This is a genomic window from Citrobacter sp. RHBSTW-00671 (assembly GCF_014103415.1).
GTDB lineage: Bacteria > Pseudomonadota > Gammaproteobacteria > Enterobacterales > Enterobacteriaceae > Citrobacter.
Map to the genome: position 1 here is coordinate 4,070,462 of NZ_JABXPR010000001.1, position 21,481 is coordinate 4,091,942.

General features: G+C 50.6%; 11 protein-coding genes. 4 read left to right on the forward strand and 7 right to left on the reverse strand.

The genetic code is table 11. The features are described from left to right. Nucleotides 1–5 precede the first annotated feature (5 nt). The 3 genes from HV261_RS19495 to HV261_RS19505 all read left to right on the forward strand — a co-directional run bounded on the left by HV261_RS19495 (nucleotide 6) and on the right by HV261_RS19505 (nucleotide 12,031). Nucleotides 6–1,181, forward strand: coding sequence for a coiled-coil domain-containing protein (locus tag HV261_RS19495; RefSeq protein ID WP_202039203.1), 1,176 nt, complete (start codon nucleotides 6–8; stop codon nucleotides 1,179–1,181). A gap of 737 nt (nucleotides 1,182–1,918) precedes the next feature. Then, entirely contained in the window at nucleotides 1,919–2,497 is a 579-nt protein-coding gene (locus HV261_RS19500) for a helix-turn-helix transcriptional regulator (RefSeq protein ID WP_202039204.1), read from the forward strand. Nucleotides 2,498–2,692: 195 nt separating this feature from the next. Further along, nucleotides 2,693–12,031 (forward strand): autotransporter outer membrane beta-barrel domain-containing protein, encoded by a 9,339-nt coding sequence (locus tag HV261_RS19505; RefSeq protein WP_202039205.1) that lies wholly within the window; start codon nucleotides 2,693–2,695, stop codon nucleotides 12,029–12,031. A gap of 114 nt (nucleotides 12,032–12,145) precedes the next feature. Here HV261_RS19505 and HV261_RS19510 read toward each other — a convergent pair whose 3' ends face one another. The 6 genes from HV261_RS19510 to rclA all read right to left on the reverse strand — a co-directional run bounded on the left by HV261_RS19510 (nucleotide 12,146) and on the right by rclA (nucleotide 17,200). Further along, nucleotides 12,146–12,913 carry an EAL domain-containing protein gene (locus HV261_RS19510; RefSeq protein WP_137384560.1) on the reverse strand — a complete coding sequence of 256 codons (768 nt, stop codon included), beginning with the start codon at nucleotides 12,911–12,913 and terminating at the stop codon, nucleotides 12,146–12,148. Nucleotides 12,914–13,015: 102 nt separating this feature from the next. Continuing rightward, nucleotides 13,016–13,603, reverse strand: a complete 588-nt coding sequence (locus HV261_RS19515) for a helix-turn-helix transcriptional regulator (RefSeq protein ID WP_326929179.1) — start codon at nucleotides 13,601–13,603, stop codon at nucleotides 13,016–13,018. Between the two features lie 15 nt (nucleotides 13,604–13,618). Beyond that, nucleotides 13,619–14,314 (reverse strand): PilZ domain-containing protein, encoded by a 696-nt coding sequence (locus HV261_RS19520; RefSeq protein WP_202039206.1) that lies wholly within the window; start codon nucleotides 14,312–14,314, stop codon nucleotides 13,619–13,621. 583 nt (nucleotides 14,315–14,897) lie between these two features. Beyond that, nucleotides 14,898–15,458: a reactive chlorine resistance membrane protein RclC gene (rclC, locus tag HV261_RS19525; RefSeq protein ID WP_202039207.1), complete on the reverse strand. Its 561-nt coding sequence runs from the start codon at nucleotides 15,456–15,458 to the stop codon at nucleotides 14,898–14,900. Between the two features lie 10 nt (nucleotides 15,459–15,468). Then, nucleotides 15,469–15,705 (reverse strand): reactive chlorine resistance periplasmic protein RclB, encoded by a 237-nt coding sequence (rclB, locus tag HV261_RS19530; RefSeq protein ID WP_202039724.1) that lies wholly within the window; start codon nucleotides 15,703–15,705, stop codon nucleotides 15,469–15,471. A 169-nt stretch (nucleotides 15,706–15,874) separates the two neighbouring features. Beyond that, nucleotides 15,875–17,200, reverse strand: a complete 1,326-nt coding sequence (gene rclA, locus HV261_RS19535) for a reactive chlorine resistance oxidoreductase RclA (protein WP_202039208.1) — start codon at nucleotides 17,198–17,200, stop codon at nucleotides 15,875–15,877. 236 nt (nucleotides 17,201–17,436) lie between these two features. On the opposite strand from rclA, the gene rclR reads away from it, so the two are divergent. Further along, nucleotides 17,437–18,291 carry a reactive chlorine-specific transcriptional regulator RclR gene (gene rclR, locus HV261_RS19540; protein ID WP_202039209.1) on the forward strand — a complete coding sequence of 285 codons (855 nt, stop codon included), beginning with the start codon at nucleotides 17,437–17,439 and terminating at the stop codon, nucleotides 18,289–18,291. 40 nt (nucleotides 18,292–18,331) lie between these two features. On the opposite strand, the gene HV261_RS19545 is transcribed toward rclR, so the two are convergent. Next, nucleotides 18,332–21,475 carry a CusA/CzcA family heavy metal efflux RND transporter gene (locus HV261_RS19545; protein ID WP_202039210.1) on the reverse strand — a complete coding sequence of 1,048 codons (3,144 nt, stop codon included), beginning with the start codon at nucleotides 21,473–21,475 and terminating at the stop codon, nucleotides 18,332–18,334. Nucleotides 21,476–21,481 lie beyond the last annotated feature (6 nt).

Here is a 21,481-nt window from a genome sequence, read left to right on the forward strand (position 1 = left end):
CTGTCATGAATAAGATCATTAAACGACTTGAGATCGTCAAAAGCGCCATCGAACTGGAAGATGAAGAGATTATTTTCCAGCAGCTGGCGCATCTGAAAAATGAACCTTTGTCAGTCATTCCCGGCGTCATCGTGCAGGCGATTGAAGAACGGCGTTTCGGCGATGCCCTGCGTGAAATTACACACTGGCTACAATCCCAGCGCGCAGTATCAACGTGGCAGGACCCCGGCATTGCCGCCAGTAAGCTCGAACTGAAAGCGCTTGAAACCCAACTGCGCGATCTGATTGATAAGCGCAACGCGCGCATTCAAATTCTCGATGATTTTAATGACCTGTACCATCTTCGTCTTGGACCGTTGATGAGCCGAATTCTCGAACTGCGTAAGCAGCTGGCCGCCAGCGCGCAACGTAAGCAGGAAGCAGAACGAAAACGTCGGGAAAAAGATTATCAGTCCTGTCTGCACTATATTTCACAGGCCGTTGATCAACTGGCGAAACTCAAGCAGCACTGGGTAAATCTGAGTTCGGACTCCCGCGAATCCGTGGAAACTCGCCAGCGCATTCAGCAACAGACTGAGCTTATCACCGCCCTGCTGGCGGAAATTCGTGAACTGGAAAACGACTTTTCTCGCCAGGACGACAGCGCGACCCGTCAGGCACAGGAGGAAGCAAGCCATGAGTATGATGAATACCAGGAACAACAGCAGGATGCGCAGCACCGTTACACCCGCGACCAGCGGCTTTCAGCTGATGAACGTAATGAGTTAAAACGCCTGTGGCGTCAGGCCAGTCGGCTTTGCCACCCGGACGTGGTAGCAGATGACCTGAAAGAGAAAGCCCATCAGATGATGGTGCAGCTTAATCAGGCACGACAAAATGCCGATCTGGCCGCGGTTAGGGCATTACTGACCCAGTTACAAGCCGGGCTCGAACCGATGATGGCAAGTGACCGATTAAACGATCTGCAGCATTTACGCAGCAAGATTCAGCAGCTCAGGGAGCAAATTAATGCGCTGCTCAAAGAGATTAGCGATCTGGAGGCGGAAAACGCCTGGCGTCTTGCCACTTCAGTAACAGACAAAGAAGCCTACTTCTCCGATCAGCAACGAGCACTGACAGAAATCCGCACTACGCTGGAAATGCAGGTACAACAAGTGGAGCAAGAGCTATTGGCTGGCTAAGAAAATTCGCGTACAAAAAGCAGACAAAAAAGCGGCTGCAAGACTGATTTTTAGATTAAGCACGAAAAGCTTACTTTAGATCAAACACCTTAAAATCCATAAACCAAAAGAATATAAATCTAAATTATTTTCATTTACAGCCCATTAATTCAAATCAAACGCTATTTTCTTCTTCTGAACATTTATCTCCTTTCCGGCCCTGTCTTTGATTAAGAATTCTCCTGGTTGTTTCCTTCCCCGTTAAGAAAATCACATATCTGTTTGAAATTAATAATAATTAACAATATCCCCCTTCAAAACCTATAGGAATCCCCTGTCATTATCGAATCGACGGACACAAAACCCCGCCGATCAATAAGCGAAATCTATCAATCATCTTCACAGAGGTGATTTAAACGATTTATCTTAAATTTTAACAAAGTGTAATATCTACTTTAAGAATAGTTAATGATTTAAATAAAGACAGAAAATATCTGTTGATATCCGAATAAATAAGGATGCGTTCAAAGCAAAGAGCGAAATATACCCGTCATATTTCAAGTTGCCTATGCGTTGGCTGCGTTAGTTCACCTCAGCCACATCGTATCTGTGTGCCTGGGAATTCACTCCCCGGACTTCCTGCAACTGGAATTATTTAGGGCATACGAGAATTAATTAACATTTCATGCATCGCGAGAAACTCTTTTTTAACTAAAAAAAGAGGCGACTGCTTGCACCAAAATTTCAAGGAGATCGTTATGTCTAAAGCTATTTTTTTGGGTGACTCAATTTACCCCTGGCTAGGCATGCGAGAAATCCTACGTGGCTCATCATTATATATTGATATCGCGTACCATTCCTCCCAGACGCTTTCTGCCGTCCAAACGCAATCTCATGAAACGGATTGCATCATTATTAATCCTGACAAATCAGATTTCTTAAAATATGCCAGGATTATCCGCAACATGGCTATACGACCATCCACAACGATCATCGTGTTAGCCGATGAAGCCACTTTTTCTATTTTTCAAACAGTGTGCGGAATGGCCCTGCAGTTCCTCGATCAGGACACCAGCCTTGATCAGCTATTGCAAACAATCACGCGTATCACCGATAACAAAAATACACGCAATATCAAAGAGCTACAAACAAAAATAACGACCAACGAATTCAATGTGATGATGATGCTAGCCCGGGGGTGGTCACTGACACAAATCGCCGGCGTATCGCAAAAAAGTGAAAAAACAATCGGGGCGTACAAAAGCAACATTGCCAGAAAGCTGGGTAAAAGTAATACCCGGCTCAAGTACACCATTTCTCACTATAGCCAGCCGTAACTGACTTATTTAAGGATAGTAATCACGGTCAATTATTAACAGATTTTCTTTCGGCTCATTTTTAATTCCGCCTGGCCCGGAAGGGATCGCTATTTTCGAAAATAGACATACCGGGTAGCACATCCGCGTGCCAACCATAGCCAACAACTCAACGTATTAACACATACATAACAGGAATGTAGACGAGGGTTATATATGAATAAGGTTTACAGCATTATTTGGAACGCGGCACTCGGTATCTGGGTTGTCGTCTCTGAATTAACCAGAGGTAAGAAGAAAAGCAGTTCCCGTAAAACTGTTGCGGTACTGGCAGCCAGCGCATTAAGTGGCGCTACGATGATGGCTTCAGCGGCGCAGATTACCGCTACGGGCGAGCGAAATATTTCTGACGACTTCCAGAACGGTATTTCTGCGGACGTTTATCAGGCTCCCCACGACTACGGCTTCTTATATGAAAATAAAACCGCCAGTCAGGAACTCAATATCAGCGGCGCAATCCCGACGATTAATCCAGGTCAAAGCGGCGTTGTAGAATCAACCACCATCAGTGAGTTACTGCGAACAGGCAAAATCACGCTGCAGGCCACCAGCCCAGGCCAGGGTGCCAAAACAATCACCAAACCTGAAGAGCTGGCGGAATACCTGACGTATAACCAATCGGCTGAGCCTTCTCAAAGCGAAAACTTCACGGTGGTTGACCCCGCATTCCCGGACGGTTCAGAAACCATTAAGGTCTTTGATACCAATGTGTTAAGTAGCTTTCTCACCAAATCGCAAATCGGCGATTCCGTCTTAAATACTTATGATGCAACCAAGTCTGAAATCTATAAGCAGTTTGGTATCGCGCTGGCAACCCATGGCGCTACGGCCAACCTGAACATAGGTGATGACACGCTCCATGTACGCGACAAAGCCAATACCATTGAGTTACTGGCCAAAGACTCCTCCTTACTGGAAGCGCAAGGCGCCAACAGCCAGGTAAACTGGCAGTCTGACAACTATATAAAATTTAACGCAGCACCCGTGATCCCCACACAAACGTTCACCGGCTCAAAGCAAACCTCTGTCTTTGGCGAAGATGTGACGCTGATGACTTATGGCTATGACGCCGATGGCAAGGTTATCGAAACCGGGGAGCGCACATTTACCATTACCAGCACGCGGGAGTTGGCCGATTTTAACGACTTCCTGTTGGGCAGAAGTGACGACGCCGCAGAAAATGCCAATGGCGATAAGGTCAGCCAAATCCAATTGTGGCTGGATGCAAAAGAGGTCACAACCGTCACAGCAGCACAAGCAAAGTATGCCGGGTATATCGATAGCTTAATTCATTCCAGTCAGCCGTCTGACGAACTCACCTGGGACTACAAAGTCTGGACCGATGGCGACTCACATACCAACAACGCCACTGCCGCGCGCGGTGAGTTGCATGCCATTTATGCCAACGGCGCTGGCACTACCGGCACCCTGAACAAAGGGGCGATAATCGCCGTTGACGGCAGTATTAATGGCGTCATGAAAGCCATTGACGGTGGGGTTATCAACAACCTCGGCGAGCTGAACGCGCTACGCAGTTCTGGCGGGCAAAGCCTGGCGATTGGCATGTTGGCGCAAAACGCCGAAGCAACCAACCGCGGGACTATCAACTCAGGCCTGTTCATTGATAAAGATGGTAATCAAAACGTTAACAGCTACGGCGCATTCGGTATGCAGGGGCAAGGTACCAGCGTTATCACCAACGAAGGCACCATCAACCAGGCGATCACCACCGATAACTTCGGCACCGCATCTGCCGCCGATCCCTGGAGCAAAGATGTCCCTGATGCTTCACTGACGCTGGCCATTGGTATGCAGTTGTCCGGCGAGGCAAAAGGCGTCAATAACGGCAATATTAACGTCGTCGACGGACGGAAAAACGGTGCGTCTTACGGTGACGGCACCGCCTTTGGCGTGGAAGTTGCGGGAAATGCGACCTTTACCAACAGTGCCGATGCCGCTATTTACCTGGGGCGTGACGCAAGTAACCTGACCCAGGATGTCATCATGCCCGGTGGTGCCAGCCTGAGCGCCGGGATTATGACCAAAAGCACCCAAGAGGTTATTAACAACGGTCTCATCACCTTGGGCACCGGTGTCCGTAACGCGGCAGGAATTTTGATCGGCAACGCAACCGGCAACGTACTGAATACGGGCAACATCGTCATCAACGGTAATGGGGATGCGGGGAACAGCAAGAACTACGGTATCTCCGTGCGTGACAGCGGCGCGGAAAATAATCAGCAAATCAGAAACGACGGCAAGATTAACGTCAACGGTACGAATAACGTGGGGATCCACGTCAGCGCCAACAAAAAGAACGCCGCAGTGACCACCAGCGATACAGGTTCCATTATCGTAGATGGTACGGGTGGCATCAACGATCGTAACTATGCGGTCTGGGCTGAAGGTGGCACCAACGGACAGGCGACAGTCAACGTCTATTCCAACATCATATTGGACAAGGTTGGGAATATCGGCGTGCACGTACGTGATAACGCCATTGCTAACGTCGACAACCTGAGCAGCCCGGTGTTCAACAACACCGATCAGATTGGCTATTATCTGTATGGGGAAGGCGCTACCGCCAATATTGGTCAGGCGGTGATGAATGACAACGGTAAAGAACGTACCACCATTTTCCGTATTGCCAATGGTGCATTGTTGTCCGGCGACCCCAACGATCCACAGAGCCCGACCCAATCTAACCTTGATCTCACCTTAAGCGGCAAAAACTCTGTTGGCGTTCTCGCTACCGGAGCAGGCAGTAAAGTCGATACTGGTGAAGCCACATTTACCGTGCAGGGTAGCGATTCCGCAGCGCTGGTCATCGAAGGCGGCGCCAGCGGTAATATCAGCGACAAAACCACCATTAATTTAACCGGTGAACGTACCGTTGCCGGTGTGGTTGATGGCCAGGCGCATCAGCTCAATGGTCGTAATCAGGACAATGCCACCAGCACGACGCTTACCTCAAACGCGAAGATCACCTCTGAAGCCAGTGGCAATGAAGTGATCGCCTATATAGCGAGAAATCTGGGTAACCTGATCCTCGATAGCGAATCGAGTATCAATCTTGCCAGCGTCGACAGTATCGGCGTGGACGTTCAACAAGGCGGGAGTCTGACCAATAAATCCTCCTCCGCTCTGCATGTCAGCAACGGTATCGGCGTTCGCGCGTCGGGTGCCAGTGCGCAAATTAATCAACTGGGCCAGGTTAAGGTTGATGATGGCACCGCTGGCGTATTACTGACGGAAGGGGCCAGCCTGCAGATTAACGGCATTAGTGGCGACAGCATTACCACCAACGGCACCGCCGATGGCATTCGTCTGGCAGATAAAGCCGGCGACCTGTCAGCGCAGCATGTGAAGATCCGTGCTGATGGCACGGGCGCAGGCATTCAAAACGATGCTAACAACACCAATATCACTCTGCAAAATGTGACCATTGATGCCAACGACGGCGCGGGGATCCGCACCAGCGTTGCCCTGAACATGAAAGATGGGCTTAACAACATCCTTAACGTCAATGGTAAAGGTACCGGCTTCGCTTTTGAGCAGCACGACGGGAGCGCGACAACGGGTAACCTGGACATCGGCACTGGCTATACCATTGAGGTACTGAATAGCGAAGGCAGCGGTATTCGCGCCAACACAAACGGTAAAGTCACTACCAGTGCCGATATCAATGTGCGGAACGCCGCCGGTGGCTCTGCCATCATCGCGAAAAACGTCAGCGCGTTGACCAACAGCGGAAAAATTGTCTCAGCCAGCACCACGGCGCCGGTGATTGACGCCAGCGGCGACAGTAATAAAACCATTACCAACACCGGTACCCTTCAGGCCCTGACCGACACAGCGGTGGCTATCGAATCGGGCAAGGGCAATGACACGATTGATATCAGTAAAGGCACGACCAGTGGCGTGATCAACACGGGCGAAGGCACTGATACCTTTAACTGGCGTAGCGGCTCTTTTGCGGGCGAAGTGAATTTCGCGGGGGCCAGCGGCAACAATAAAGCCAATATTGGCGACGTTGAACTGAATGAGACACGCCACATCACTACGAAAGCCGGTAGCGGCAACGCCCTCACCTTCACCGATACACACGGCCTCAGTGCAAAAATTGGCAGCCTGAGCGGCGATAACCTGACCACCGGCACCAACATCGGCGCGGGGTGGGATTCACTGACGATTAGCGGCCAAAAGGCGGATATGCGTATTGTCGACCGTCTGGAACTGGCCAGCCAAACCATTGCCGTTACCGGCGGTGCAACGCTGCGTACAGGCGATCACGGTGAATCCACCAGCACCGCGGCAACGATTGCTGATTACGATGTGACGACTCAAGGCCCAGACAGCCGGGTCATCTTTGATACCCAGGGTGATAACACCGCAGCGCAAATCTATAACGGTACGATCAGCGGCGACGGGAAGTTTGAACGTGCGGCAGGCGGTACCACGGTATTTACCGCCAACAACAGCTACAAAGGCTCTACCACCATTGCGCAAACAGGTACGTTGCAGTTAGGTTCCGGCGGAAATACGGGTGAAGTCAGCACTGCTTCTGACATTATCGATAACGGCATACTGGTAATTAATCGCGCCAACGACGTCCTGCTGAACGGCGTTATTTCCGGTATCGGTGCACTGCAGCAAATAGGTGGCGGCATTACCCGTCTGGCCGGCAACAACATCTATACCGGCGACACAACGGTCACCCACGGCACGCTGTTGGTGAATGGCGATCAAAGCGCGGCACGTGGTGCAACCACCGTCAGCGGCACATCCACACTGGGTGGTAATGGCATTATCGGCGGCAACGTGTTGATGAACGATGCCACAACAATTAGCGCTGGTGACGGCGGTGCGGGTACGTTATCCATTAACGGTAATCTGCAGCTTGGCAGCAAAACGACGTCCGCCTTCGAGCTGGGCCAGGCCTACACACCGGGTGGTAGTCTGAATGACCTGATCAACGTCAAAGGCGATCTGCAACTGGACGGGACACTGGATGTCACCACGTCATCGGGCGGGAATTTCGGTCCTGGTGTGTACCGTATTTATAACTACGGCGGTACGCTGAATAACCAGACGCTGGAATTGGGTGCTGTACCGGACAGTCAGGATAAGAGCAACATCTTTGTCCAGACCTCTATCGACAAACAGGTCAACCTGGTGAATGCCAACGGCGTTACCCTGCAATTCTGGGATGGCGCAACCACCAGCCAGAGCCACGGTTTAACGGGCATTGAAGGCAACAGCAAGATTGACGGTGGCGATGGTAAATGGATGGCGATCGGTGCTCAGGGTGACAACAACTGGACGACAGCTACCGGCGAGGGCAACGCCCCGTGGGCGCAGAAATCCTTTGCCGTCTTCACCACCAAAGGCGGTACCGTTACCGTGGATAACGCTGCAGGTGATGTCAACTTCTCTGGCGCGCAGTTTGATGCCGATGGTTACGTCGTAAAAGGCGATGCACTTAACGCCTGGGCCACCACTGAAAATGCCACCCATGCGGGGCAGACGCCGGGAACCGGTGAACTGTTGCTGCGCGTAGGCGCCGGTGGTGCGGGACAAAACTTTACGGCAACCATTGAGTCAATCCTTCGTGAAGCCAGCACCAACGACAAACTGACACTGGTGAAAACCGACCTCGGTCGTCTGATCCTAAGCGGGGATAACGCGTATCGCGGCGGCACGCGTATTGATGGCGGTACGTTGCAGATCTCCTCTGACAGCAACCTCGGCCAGAGCGGAACCGATTTGGCGATTAACAACGCCTCGACGCTGCAATTAGGTGCGGATTTAACCAGCAATCGCACCATCGAACTGGGCGCCAATGCTAATGCGGCCGTATTCGATCTCAATTCGCACCACTTCACGCCGACCGGCGAGATTACCGGTGATGGCAAACTGAAAGTCACCAGTAGCTCAAGCGATGCGGGCAGTACTCTGACGCTCGACCGTGCCAACAGCTACAAAGGCGACACAGAAATTGCCGGTACCGGTAATAGCAACAATGTGACGGTCAATGCCAGCAAAACCGGAGTGTTCGGCAGCAACGAGAGCAGCACCATCACGGTTAATAATGGGGCAACGCTCAACGTCAGCGGCGCAGACACCCGTCTGCAATCACTGACCATGAACATTGCCGACAGCCTGTTAACGCTGGCGGATACCGTCACCGCCGCCAGTGCCAAACTGAATCTGACAGGTAAAGCCAAAGCCGTACTCTCAAACAACGCAACAGCCGGTGACGCGACGGTCAGCGTGGCGAAAGACAGCACACTGGCGCTGGAAGACAATGCCAGCGGTGGGAATGCCATTGTGACCAACAGTGGGCTGATGACCATGGCCGATGAGGCGATGGCAGAAAATACTCGCGTGGAAAACCTTGCAGGCGGTCTGGTAGATATCAGCGCAGTAAACAGCGGGACGTCCATCGGTTCGTTGTCCGGCGCAGGTAACGTCGAGTTGGGTAATAAGCAACTGTCGCTGGGAAATCTGCACCTTCCTGACACCATCAGCGGCATTATCAGCGGCAACGACGGCAGCCTGGTGAAAGTGGGTAACGGTACGTTGATCCTGACAGGCGACAACACCTACACCGGTATCACGGATGTCAATGAGGGTGTGTTGCTGGTCAACGGCAATCAGTCTGCTTCTAACGGTCAGGTCACAGTGAAATCGGGCGCCACCCTCGGCGGTAACGGTATTATCGGCGGGGCGGTCGATGTGCAGGATAACGGCCACATTACCGCCGGTGCCGCCATCAATAGCGTGGGTAAACTGACTACCGGTTCTCTGACGCTCAGCGATAACGCCCAACTGGATTATCAGTTTGGACAGGCTTATACCCCGGGTGGTGCTTTTAACGATTTGATTGACGTGAATGGCGATCTGACGCTCGACGGTAAGCTCAACATTGAAACCTCACCGGGCGGTAGCTTTGACGTTGGCGTCTATCGCGTCATCAACTACACCGGCACATTGACTAACAATGTGATGGATATTGCTAACGCGCCGGAAGCGGCTGACAGCCTGTACGTGCAGACGTCGGTGAAAAATCAGGTCAACCTGGTCAACCATGCCGGGCTGACGCTGCGCTTCTGGGACGGTACCGGCGGTGAAAATGGCGAGCTGAAAAATAACGGCGTCATCAACGGCGGTGATGGTATCTGGCAATCAAGCCAGGGGAACGACAACTGGACGACGGATGAGTCTACGCCAGAAGGCGCGCTGAACGCACCGTTTACCGATGCCGCATTTGCCGTCTTCCAGGGGGAAGCCGGTAATGTGACCGTCGATAACAGCAAAGGTGACGTGATCATCAGTGGCGCACAATTCGCCACCGACGGTTATCGTGTAGGCGGTGAAGCCATCACTACCGATACCGCCAATACCTTGATTCGCGTCGGCGATGGCACGGTCGATGGCGTCAACTACACCGCAACCATTGACAGTGTGATCCGCGGTACTGGTGGTCTGAATAAAGGCGACCTCGGTACCTTGATCCTGACGGGCAACAACACCTACAGCGGCAGTACGACTATCACCTCAGGGACGCTTCAGGTTGCAGGCGATACCAACCTCGGCGCAGCAGAGACCGGAATCACCTTTAACGGCGGTACGCTGAAATATGGTGAAGCGTTTGATACCGCACGTCAGGTTACGCTGGAATCTGGTGGTGGGACATTCGACACCAACGGACATGATGTATCCCTGCTGACGGAAGTCGAAGGTAACGGTCAACTGACCAAAACCGGTAAAGGTTCACTGACGCTGACGCTGGATAACACCTATACCGGCGGTACCACCATCGAACAAGGTGTATTGCAGCTCGGCACCGGCGGTACGATAGGTAGCATTGAAGGGGATATCGTTGATAACGGCGTGCTTAACGTTAATCGCGCCGATACGCTGGCGTTAAGCGGGAACATCAGTGGTGCAGGCCAACTGCATCAGACCGGTAGCGGTACGACGGAGCTGCAAGGCCAAAACAGCTACAGCGGTGCAACGCTCATCACCAGCGGGGTATTGCAAGCCGGTGATACCAACACCCTGAGCGCCGCCTCGCACCACTATGTTGTCGCGGGCACCACCCTGAATACTCAGGGTTATAACCAGACAGTCGCCGGGCTGAGCAACGGTGGTGATGTATCACTTATCGGCCAGCAACCTGGTACAACCTTAACGGTTAAAGGGGATTACAGCGGCGAACAAGGCACTATCAACATGGCTGCCCGCCAGAATGCCGGCGGCACAGGTATTGCTGACCGACTGATCATTGATGGCGGTAACGCCAGCGGAAGCACGCTGCTGGATGTCGACGGTTCCGGGCTCGGCGCACCGACCGTGGGTGACGGCATCGAAGTGGTCACGGCGCTTAATGGCGCAACGACGACGGCGCAAACGTCACGGGATGCCTTCCATCTTGTCGCTGAGCGTATGGCCGCAGGTGCCTTTGAGTATCAGCTCCACGCCGGGAATACTCAGGGTCAGGGCGAAAACTGGTATCTGCGGAGTGAATATCGTCCGGAAACCATGCTGTATTCCGGTCTCGCCAGCGTGGTTCGCCAGGGTGACATCAGTCTGTTGGGCAACATGCACCAACGTATGGGTGATGAAGTTAAACCGGGTATTGATGAGGACAATCGCGCCTGGGCGAGAATGATTGGTTATTCCGGTAAAACCAAACTGGATGATGCAGCCGGTACGCAAACCAGCTCCCATACCATGGGTATTCAGGTCGGCGTCGATATGTACGCCAATGAAAGCTGGAAAGCCGGTATGTACACCAGCATTCTGGATATCGACAGCAATGTGAAAGGCAGTAAAACGGGCAGCAACGGCAAAGGCGGCAACATCGACGACAACGCATTTTACGTTGGCGGTTATGCCACCTGGTTCTCTGGTGACGGTATGTATGTCGATAACGTGCTGCAATACGGGAACCATAAATCCCGCCTGTCGGCATCGGGTAACAACGGCTCTTACACCGTCAAAGGCAATACGCTGACGGCCTCAACTGAAGTGGGTAAAGCATTCCGTTTAGGTACCAGCGCCTGGAGCCTGGAACCACAGGCCCAGTTGATCTATCAGTACAGCGACTTTGATAACAGCACGCTGGATGGTGTAACCCAAACGAGGGTGAATATGGACACCGCCGATTCATTTACCGCGCGTCTGGGTGTACGTCTGGTCGCGGACTACGACACCAACCATGGCAAGTTCCAGCCGTACGGCCGGGTAAACGTCTGGCAGGGTCTGGGTTCCAAAGATAAAACGCACTTCAGCAATGCGGTCGCCACCACCACGCTGGAATCGTCACAACAGTACTCCAGCACCGAGGTTGCAGCGGGTCTGTCGTGGTCTATCGACCGTAATCTGCAGGTCTACGGCGAACTGGGGACACAGTTCAGCAACGGCAGCAATAAATCGCAGGTTGAAGCCCCGATCAATGCGTCTATTGGCTTTAAGAAATCGTTTTAAGCAGGCATAAACTTGCAAGCCCCCTGTTCACAGGGGGCTTTTTTTTACCGTTCAGGGCAGCCTGACCAGCAACGCGGAACAATCAAGGGATTGGGAAACGTAAATAAGGAGGGATTAACGATTATATTGCGCCAAGAGTGAAGGAATCTCTTCTGCCAATACCGGGGGAGAAATGAAGAAGCCTTGAATTTTGTCACAGCCAATCTGCGTCAGGCGGTCCAGTTGAGACTGGGTTTCGACCCCTTCGGCCAGGACTTCAATGCCAAAATTGTGCGCTAAAGAAATGATGCCCTCAATAATCCTTGTCGATTTAGTGTCGGGCTCTATTTCAGTGACAAATTCTTTATCAATTTTTAAGGTATCAAAAGGGTATTTCAACAGATAATTAAGATTAGCGTGCCCGGTACCAAAATCATCGAGCGCTAACTTGACCCCTATTGCCTTCAGTTCCGTCATATTTTTCGCCGCTATTTGGCTGTCACACAGCGGCGATGTTTCCGTTACTTCAATCTGGCATCGATGAACCGGAAGGCCGGAAGCGGCCAGGTTTTGTCTGATTCGTTGAGGTAAAAGAGGATCGCAGAATTCAAGCGCAGAAATATTTACTGATAATACAAGAGGTTCGGGCCAGGTACTCGCAACATTCCACGGTGGACTGGCAACCATATCTTCAATTGAAAATATATTGCCTCTGTCTTCCAGTAACGTAATAAATACATCAGGAGAAATCATACCCATCTGAGGGCTGTTCCACCGCATTAATGCTTCAAACCCGCTAATACATTCGGTATGTAAATTAAAAATAGGCTGATAAACCATATAAAGCTGACTGGTATTCAATGCCTTTTCAAGCGCGGTGAGCACCTCATCGGAATTAAACATTCCCCCTCTCCCTCTACAAATCATATAAATTAAAAACCAGTCAAAATCACTCCCGAGTTGTACCTGCTGTTAAGTGCGTTACATCAGAAAAGAATAGCCAGGTTAGGGTAAAAAAGACATGCTATGGGTAAATCTGACTATCAGTTTATTCAGATCAGACGTGTTGGTCAGTCCCAGCTTGGCGACAACTCTCATCTTATGCGCCTGAATAGTCTTATAGTTCAGACTAACCAACTCAGAGATTTCCTTGGCAGAATAACCACTTACCAATAGATTGAGGATTTGTTGTTCTCTTTCCGTCAATTTTTTCTGCGAACGATACAGTCGGGGATTCCATTTCCCGACCGACAACGTAGCCAACTGAGCGAAATCACGCAATGAGGATTTCTCAGTCAATACTATCGTTTTTTCAACGTATAATAATTCAACACATAATTTCGCCACCAAACTATCAGCGACGATGACAACGACGCTATTATAAAACTTGAACCGGTTTTTATTCAAAAACTGCACAATGGCGGAACACGGCTGTTCATTGTTAATGATATTAAAAACCATTGTCTGATGCTGGCATAATGACGACTGCTGCAACATATCCTCAAACTGGAATGTTTTTATCGGCACATGTTTGCTTGTCAGGTAGGCAAACATACCGTTGCCCACAAAATTATCACTGCCACACATCAACATCCTGTTCATCGCTCCTTATAAGCTTCTAATTTTATTACTCATTAAAAATTTAATAATAGTTTTCTCAACTTCAGCCTCTTCACGACGGTTCTTAAAATCGAACTCGCAAGAAACCTGATGACAGGAATACAATTGATTATCCTCATCAAATTCGTTGATCGCGACGACATCAATGACTTTTAAATCAAGCTGAAAACTGCCGAACGTATCAAAATCCAGAGCAGCATTTTTAATCACTGCATCCTTGTAAAGAAAACGGGCATTAACATCTTTAGCGATTAACGCACAGCCACCCTGAGAGATGTTTTTAATCTTAAGTGAGTAGTTCTCTCCGTTTTTGTAACGACCAAAACAGAAAAAATCGAACCCCTTCAGAAAAGAAAACCACTGATTCTGTCGCTGTTGGGCAAAGAAAATCATATCCGGGATGAGGTAGGATAATCCTGCCTCAGCACCTGTTGATGGGGTTGCTTCAAATCTGGCGCTAAATTTTATAATCCCGCTGTCACTGTGCAGGATAAAGTACTGGATCTTTTCAGGAATGATGTCTTCATGACCGGTGACCACAAAGCGTTCGAAATCGATCCTTTCTAACTGCGTGATGACGCTGGTGTTTTCACATAAAACTTCCAGCTTCGTCTTCTTATGCAGCTCTTCACGAAGGATAGCGATGATCTCAAACTTGTTGTCCTTTGCTAATCCAAAGTTCATTCTAAAACCCTTATTTCCATATTTAAGATATGTCTCGGCCCCGGTCTGATGACAGACAAAAACGCGAGATCAGCATCCACCCCTGGCGCCTAATTACCATAGTGGATTCCATGTCGAACAGTTGATTAAAACTTAAGTTTTTAACTATCTTTCGTCATTTATTGATACGTAAAAACATTTAATCAGAATTAATTTTAGCTTAAGCCATGCCTAAAACCATGCAAACCTACGCAATAGCTATAACAAAAGCGAATAACAAGACTTTTAAAAATGCGATTTTGAGATAATAAATAGCAATAATCGCATAGAAATAAAACAGAAAAAATGCTGTAAAACTAAGGGGTTGACAAGACAGAGCGTGGATAGGGGGCTGAACCTATAGGCACGATATCCAGCGGGGGGTCATTAGCCAACTGATACCAATACAATGACGTCTCCTTTCACAGGGAAGAATGCATTATTCAGGTATATTAATCATAATTTAACTTAAGTGATAAAAAAGGCCAGCATCATGCTGGCCCCGGTAAATACCGAATTTAATTAGAGTGGCAAACTATCTTACAGAGGGTACAGCGTTAAAAATTCAATACCGTTGTTTTACGATTGCTCGGGCAGAATCAGCAATTATCATCACTGCCCCAGCCAACATTAACGTGTCTTTTAGCACCAGACGTCCCGCCCCCGATAAATACGGAAAGCCGTGGTGTAAATCACCCAATGGCATAACCCATGCTTCTGGTGTGGTAATTAAAAACGACAAGGTGACAACCGGCGTTGCAAATGCCAGCGCTCCCCCCATCAATCCTAACCACCGGCTGATCGGGTTAGCAAGCACCAGCAACGCGATAATAATTTCAACTACGCCGAGCCCATTAGAGAAGCGATACGTATTATTCGCAGTTTGCCATTCACGCTCTTGCGGTTTTAACTCACCTTCGTGCGTCAAATGCTGTTGGTATTCATTCGGATGTTCATAAAAGAATGACATCAGCGGGCTGTTCGCCACAAACGGCGTAATACTGTCAGCTTCATAAGGTATAAATTTCAATAAACCAATCCAGATAAAGACAATCGCAATACTCAGGCGAATCAAGGTTAATCCAATTCGATCCCCCTGCCCCAGTAAACGAAGATATTTTTCCATGACGGCCATCCTACTTGTACAAAATGGCAGTGGCATAAGTACTGCTATCAATTCTCATCGAGGTAATTTTCCAGGATGATGCCTGCTTTTCTTGCGCCAGTTTAGCAATGGCCGCTTCGACAACAGAAGGTGCCGCTGAAACAGCGGAGACACTGACGTGGGCCAGTTCGGTTGGTGTCTGTGCCAGTACGGGAAAAGTCACTGGCGCCGTCAATAACGTTGTCAGCAGTAGCGTCGTTTTTACCATGTTCATTTCTATTTCCATTCATTCGTAATTTCAGTAGCAATATAATAAAACACGGCCACTAATTTCATTTATTCCACAACACCAGAATAGCTGTTCGATAGTATTGTTTTATAAAAAATGATAAAAAAATCCCCACACAGGTGGGGCAAAGATGCAGACGCTATATTTATTATTGAACGAGAGAAAAAAGATCGTTTAATGACTCACTCATACTTGGGTGAGTAAATATTTGGTCACGCAATACAGTATAAGGTAACCCGGCATCCATCACCGTTTTAATGATATTAATCATCTCATGCGAATCCACACACAGCAGTGAGACACCTAATATCCGCTGCGTATCCGTCTCCACCACCGCTTTAAGTACACCACGCGTATCATCCATGACTCGCGCCCGTGGAATCGCAGCGACGGGAAGCGTCACCACCTGTACCGCCGCACCGCTGGCACGAGCCTGCTCTTCAGTCATCCCCACGCGGGAAAGCGGCGGTGTCATAAACACGGAATACGGCACATTTTGCCGATCGCCGGTGTTTCGCAACCCTTCACCTAACAGGCCATCACGCACAATACGGAAGTCGTCCAGTGAGATATAGGTAAATTGCAGCCCCCCTGTTACATCTCCCATCGCCCAGATGTTATCCGCCGACGTCCGCAAATATTTATTCACAATAATGCCGCCACGATCTTTCACATCGACACCGGCTTTTTTCAGTTGCAGCTGTTCGGTCGCCGGCTTGCGGCCTGATGCGACCAGCAGTGCGTCAACAACCTGTTCCCCTTCCGGCATCTGTAGCTGCACCGCGCCATCATGAGACGAAACCGACTGCACCTTAGCATTGAGGATCAGCTCTACGCCTTTATCGCGTAAAATGTCAGCGATCGCATCGGCGATATCCCGGTCCTCACGGGGTAAAAACAGCGGTGCTGCCTCAAAAATAGTGACCTGACTGCCGAAGTTGGCAAACATCGACGCAAACTCAACGCCGATATAGCCCCCTCCCAGGATACCCAGGCGCTGTGGGCGTTGGGTCAAATTCAGCAACCCGGTGCTGTCAAAGACGCCAGGCGTACTGGATAATCCCTCAATATCCGGAATCGTCGACTGTGCACCGGTATTAATAAAAATCTTCTCACCGCTCAGCTCAAGCGTTCCTGTCGACTGCATTACCCGCACGGTATGGTTGTCGACAAATTCAGCACGCCCTGCAATCACATCCACATTTTCCAGATCGGCCAGATTATGGAAGTTTTTATCGCGCAGAAAACTGACCACGGAAGTCTTACGGTGCATCGCAGTCGCAAAGTCATGCTGAAGCTCGGCATCGTGTACCAGGGTTTTGGTTGGAATACAGCCGATATTAATGCATGTTCCGCCATACATGGTGTTGGACTGTTCAATAATCGCTACCCGCCAGCCCGTCTTTGCCAGCGTAGCCGCCAGCGTCTTACCTGCTTTACCAAATCCAATAATGATCGCCTGATACTGTTTCATACTGCCTCTCCGCAAAGTCATTGTTCATTTGTTACTCTGGATTATAGGCAGTGCCCTGTCAGGTCAGCATATCCATAACGCGCCACTTTCTGTTCAATCGTCTACGGCCATATAATAAAAACTAAAAATCTCCCAAACAAAATGCGAAGTAACCATTTGATGGTATTACTTTAATGTGAAAATATGATGATAATCACGGTTCTATTAACGACAATAAAAATTGTTCAGGAGTCTTTATGGATGCACTTAGCCGCTTGCTAATGCTTAACGATCCGCAGGGTTCTATTGATCAAAACTGCTTATTGAGCAGAGACTGGCAACTCCCTCATGCAGCAGGTGAGTTATCCGTGATCCGCTGGCATGCGGTAACCCAGGGGAGCGCTTTACTGGAGATGCCTGACGGTAACACTTATACACTGCGTCCTGGTGCGGTAGTCATCTTGCCGCAGAACTCCGCGCATCGGTTGTGCCAGTCAGGCGAAGAGCAAACGCATATTGTCTGCGGAAGTCTGCAACTACAGACATCCTCCCGCTATTTCTTAACCGCGCTGCCGGAAGTTTTGCTGCTGGCACCTGGCGAAAATAGCCCCGTTTACCACTGGCTTAAGGCGATGATTGGGCTGATGCAGCAGGAATCATTGAGCATGCTGCCCGGTTCCAACGTTGTGTGCAGCCAGCAATGCGCCACGCTGTTCACGTTTGCCGTTCGCGAATGGTTATCTCAGGCTCCCCCCGCCAAAAATGTGCTGAATCTGCTATTACATCCCCGACTGGGAGCGGTGGTGTTCCAGATGCTGGAATCACCCGCACATCCCTGGAGTGTTGAAGAACTGGCGCAGCGCGCGCATATGTCCCGGGCCAGTTTTGCCCAACTGTTTCGCGAGGTTTCAAACTCCACGCCGCTCGCCGTACTCACCACATTGCGTCTGCAATTCGCCGCCCAGATGCTGTCGCGCGGCGCCCAACCGTTGGTCGTGATTGCCGAGTCGGTGGGATATGCCAGCGAGTCATCTTTTCACAAAGTTTTTCTGCGTGAATTCGGCTGTACGCCTGGCGAGTACCGTAAACGGGTGAAAGCGCTGGAATCATAGCGCCCACCTTCAAAGGATTGAAGGCGAGCGCTATCAGGGGCTATTTCTGGATGCGATGCCGGTGTAGCCACATCAGCTTATACGCTGCCGGAATGATGAACAGTGACAGCAAAGGTGCCGTGATCATGCCGCCAATCATCGGTGCAGCGATACGGCTCATAACTTCAGAACCGGCTCCCGTTCCCCATAAAATCGGCAGCAGACCCGCAATGATGACCGCCACAGTCATTGCTTTAGGGCGCACACGCAGTACCGCTCCGTGGTACAACGCCTCATCCAGTTTATCCACGCTAAAGGTTTGCGGATTTTCCAGCGCAGGCTCTGCTTCAATGGCGTGGCGCAGGTACATCAACATCACCACGCCAAATTCGGCAGCCACGCCTGCCAGTGCGATGAATCCGGTTCCGGTCGCGACCGACATATGGAATCCCATCCAGTAGAGAAACCAAATTCCGCCTACCAGCGCAAAGGGCACACTGGTAATAATCAACAGTGCTTCGCCAAAACGACGGAATGCCAGATACAGCAGCACGAAGATAATCATCAGCGTCATCGGCACCATCAGTTTAAGCTTGTGGCTGGCGCGCTCAAGCAGCTCAAACTGCCCGGAGAATGCCACGCTGGTCCCCGGTTTTAGCTGGACGTTTTCAGCAATCGCTTTTTTCAGATCGTTCACCACCGACACCATGTCGCGATCGCGGGCATCAATATAGATCCAACTGGTTGGTCTCGCGTTCTCCGTTTTCAACATCGACGGCCCCGAAACCACCTGCACATCCGCCACATCCGCTAGCGTGATTTGCTGTTTCATTGGCGTCAGTATCGGCAGATGCCGTAGCGTTTCCGGGCTATCGCGATAGCTTTGTGGATAACGCAGATTGATCGGATAGCGGGCGATACCTTCAACCGTTTCACTTATCATCGCGCCGCCTACCGCTGAGGTGATAAACAGTTGCACATCGCCGACGGTCATCCCATAACGGGCGGCCTTTTCACGATGAATATCTACGCTAAGATAACGCCCGCCGACCAGACGTTCAGCCAATGCGGACGCCACGCCAGGTACCGTTCTTGCGACTTCTTCGATTTGCTCTGCCGTGGCGTCAATATCCGATAACACGGTACCCGAAACCTTAATGCCGATAGGACTTTTAATCCCCGTAGAGAGCATATCGATACGGTTACGAATTGGCGGGACCCACAGATTCGCCAGCCCCGGTAAACGAACGGTTTTGTCCAGCTCCTCAATGATTTTGTCCATCGTCATCCCTGGACGCCACTGATCCTGCGGCTTCAGTTGGATGGTGGTTTCCACCATTTCTAACGGTGCGGAGTCGGTCGCCGTTTCAGCTTTACCGGTTTTACCAAACACGCGCGCCACTTCAGGAACCGTCATGATGAGCTTGTCGGTTTTTTGCAGCATATCTGCCGCCTGTGCTGCGGAAATTCCCGGCAAGGTTGAAGGCATATACAACAGATCGCCTTCGTTAATCTGCGGTAGGAATTCGCCCCCAACCTTATTCAGCGGGAAGATGACGGTCAGGATCGACAGCACCGCCACCAGCAGGGTCGTTTTCGGCCAGTGCAGCACTTTCAACAATAACGGATGGTAAATACGAATCAGGAAACGGTTAAGCGGGTTGCTGCTTTCCGCCGGGATCTTGCCACGGATCCAAAACCCCATCAGGATCGGGATCACCACAATGGCCAGAAACGCAGCGCCTGCCATGGCGTAGGTTTTGGTAAACGCCAACGGACCAAACAACCGTCCTTCCTGCCCTTCGAGCGTGAAGATGGGGATAAACGACAGCGTGATAATCAGTAAGCTAATGAACAGCGCCGGGCCGACTTCCACCGAGGCGTTGGTGATGACTTTCCAGCGCGTGTCGTTATCCAGCTTTTCACCCGGATGCTGATGCCCCCACTCTTCCAGCCGCTTATGCGCGTTCTCAATCATAACGATTGCGGCATCAACCATCGCGCCGACCGCGATGGCTATCCCCCCAAGAGACATAATGTTGGCGTTCAGTCCCTGGAAATGCATCACGATAAACGCGATACACAGTCCCAGCGGCAGAGAAATAATGGCCACCAGCGCCGAGCGGATATGCCACAGGAACAGCGCGCACACCAGCGCCACAACGATAAATTCTTCCAGCAGCTTGTAGCTCAGGTTATCAATCGCGCGATCGATCAGTTGACTGCGATCGTATGTTGTAACTATTTCAACGCCTTCCGGCAGACTGCTCTTCAGCGTTTCAAGTTTAGCCTTAACCGCGGAGATCACCTCACGCGCATTTTTACCGGAGCGCAGGATGACTACGCCGCCTGCCACTTCGCCTTCGCCATTCAGTTCGGCGATCCCGCGGCGCATTTCCGGCCCAATTTGTACGCGGGCAACATCACGCAGATAGACTGGAACGCCATCCGCGCCGGTTTTCAGTACGATATTATTGAAGTCATCAAGGGACTGCAGATACCCACTGGCGCGGACCATGTATTCCGCTTCGGCCATTTCGACAGATGAACCTCCGGCTTCCTGGTTTGAGGCATCCAGCGCCGATTTCACCTCACCCAGGCTGATGCCATATTGCGTCAGCTTCATCGGATCGATGACAACCTGGTACTCTTTAACCACACCTCCCACCGAGGCAACTTCCGCCACGTTAGGGATAGTTTTCAATTCATATTTTAAGAACCAGTCCTGCAGCGAACGTAATTCAGCGAGATCATGTTTGCCGCTGCGATCCACCAGCGCATATTCAAATATCCAGCCAACCCCTGTCGCATCCGGTCCCATTTCAGCACTGACGCCTGCGGGTAATTTCCCCTGCACCTGGTTGAGATATTCCAGGACACGGGAGCGCGCCCAATAAGGATCGGTACCGTCTTCAAAAATGACATACACGTAAGAGTCGCCAAACTGCGAGAAACCCCGCACCGTTTTCGCTCCCGGCACCGACAGCATGGTGGTGGTCAGCGGATAGGTCACCTGATTTTCAACAATTTGCGGCGCTTGCCCCGGATAACTGGTTTTGATGATCACCTGCACATCAGAGAGATCGGGCAGCGCATCAACCGGCGTATTCACGATGGTCCAGGTGCCCCAGATGCTGAGAAACAGCGCCCCCATCATCACCAGGAAACGGTTTGCCACCGAGCGGCGAATAATCCATTCAATCATTTATCA

What these genes read in the sequence shown, in the direction of transcription:
- HV261_RS19545 (WP_202039210.1), bottom strand. Translation starts at nt 21,475, where the DNA reads ATGATTGAATGGATTATTCGCCGCTCGGTGGCAAACCGTTTCCTGGTG.
- HV261_RS19520 (WP_202039206.1), bottom strand. Translation starts at nt 14,314, where the DNA reads ATGAACTTTGGATTAGCAAAGGACAACAAGTTTGAGATCATCGCTATC.
- HV261_RS19495 (WP_202039203.1), top strand. Translation starts at nt 6, where the DNA reads ATGAATAAGATCATTAAACGACTTGAGATCGTCAAAAGCGCCATCGAA.
- rclA (WP_202039208.1), bottom strand. Translation starts at nt 17,200, where the DNA reads ATGAAACAGTATCAGGCGATCATTATTGGATTTGGTAAAGCAGGTAAG.
- HV261_RS19510 (WP_137384560.1), bottom strand. Translation starts at nt 12,913, where the DNA reads ATGTTTAATTCCGATGAGGTGCTCACCGCGCTTGAAAAGGCATTGAAT.
- HV261_RS19500 (WP_202039204.1), top strand. Translation starts at nt 1,919, where the DNA reads ATGTCTAAAGCTATTTTTTTGGGTGACTCAATTTACCCCTGGCTAGGC.
- HV261_RS19515 (WP_326929179.1), bottom strand. Translation starts at nt 13,603, where the DNA reads ATGTTGATGTGTGGCAGTGATAATTTTGTGGGCAACGGTATGTTTGCC.
- rclB (WP_202039724.1), bottom strand. Translation starts at nt 15,705, where the DNA reads ATGGTAAAAACGACGCTACTGCTGACAACGTTATTGACGGCGCCAGTG.
- HV261_RS19505 (WP_202039205.1), top strand. Translation starts at nt 2,693, where the DNA reads ATGAATAAGGTTTACAGCATTATTTGGAACGCGGCACTCGGTATCTGG.
- rclR (WP_202039209.1), top strand. Translation starts at nt 17,437, where the DNA reads ATGGATGCACTTAGCCGCTTGCTAATGCTTAACGATCCGCAGGGTTCT.
- rclC (WP_202039207.1), bottom strand. Translation starts at nt 15,458, where the DNA reads ATGGAAAAATATCTTCGTTTACTGGGGCAGGGGGATCGAATTGGATTA.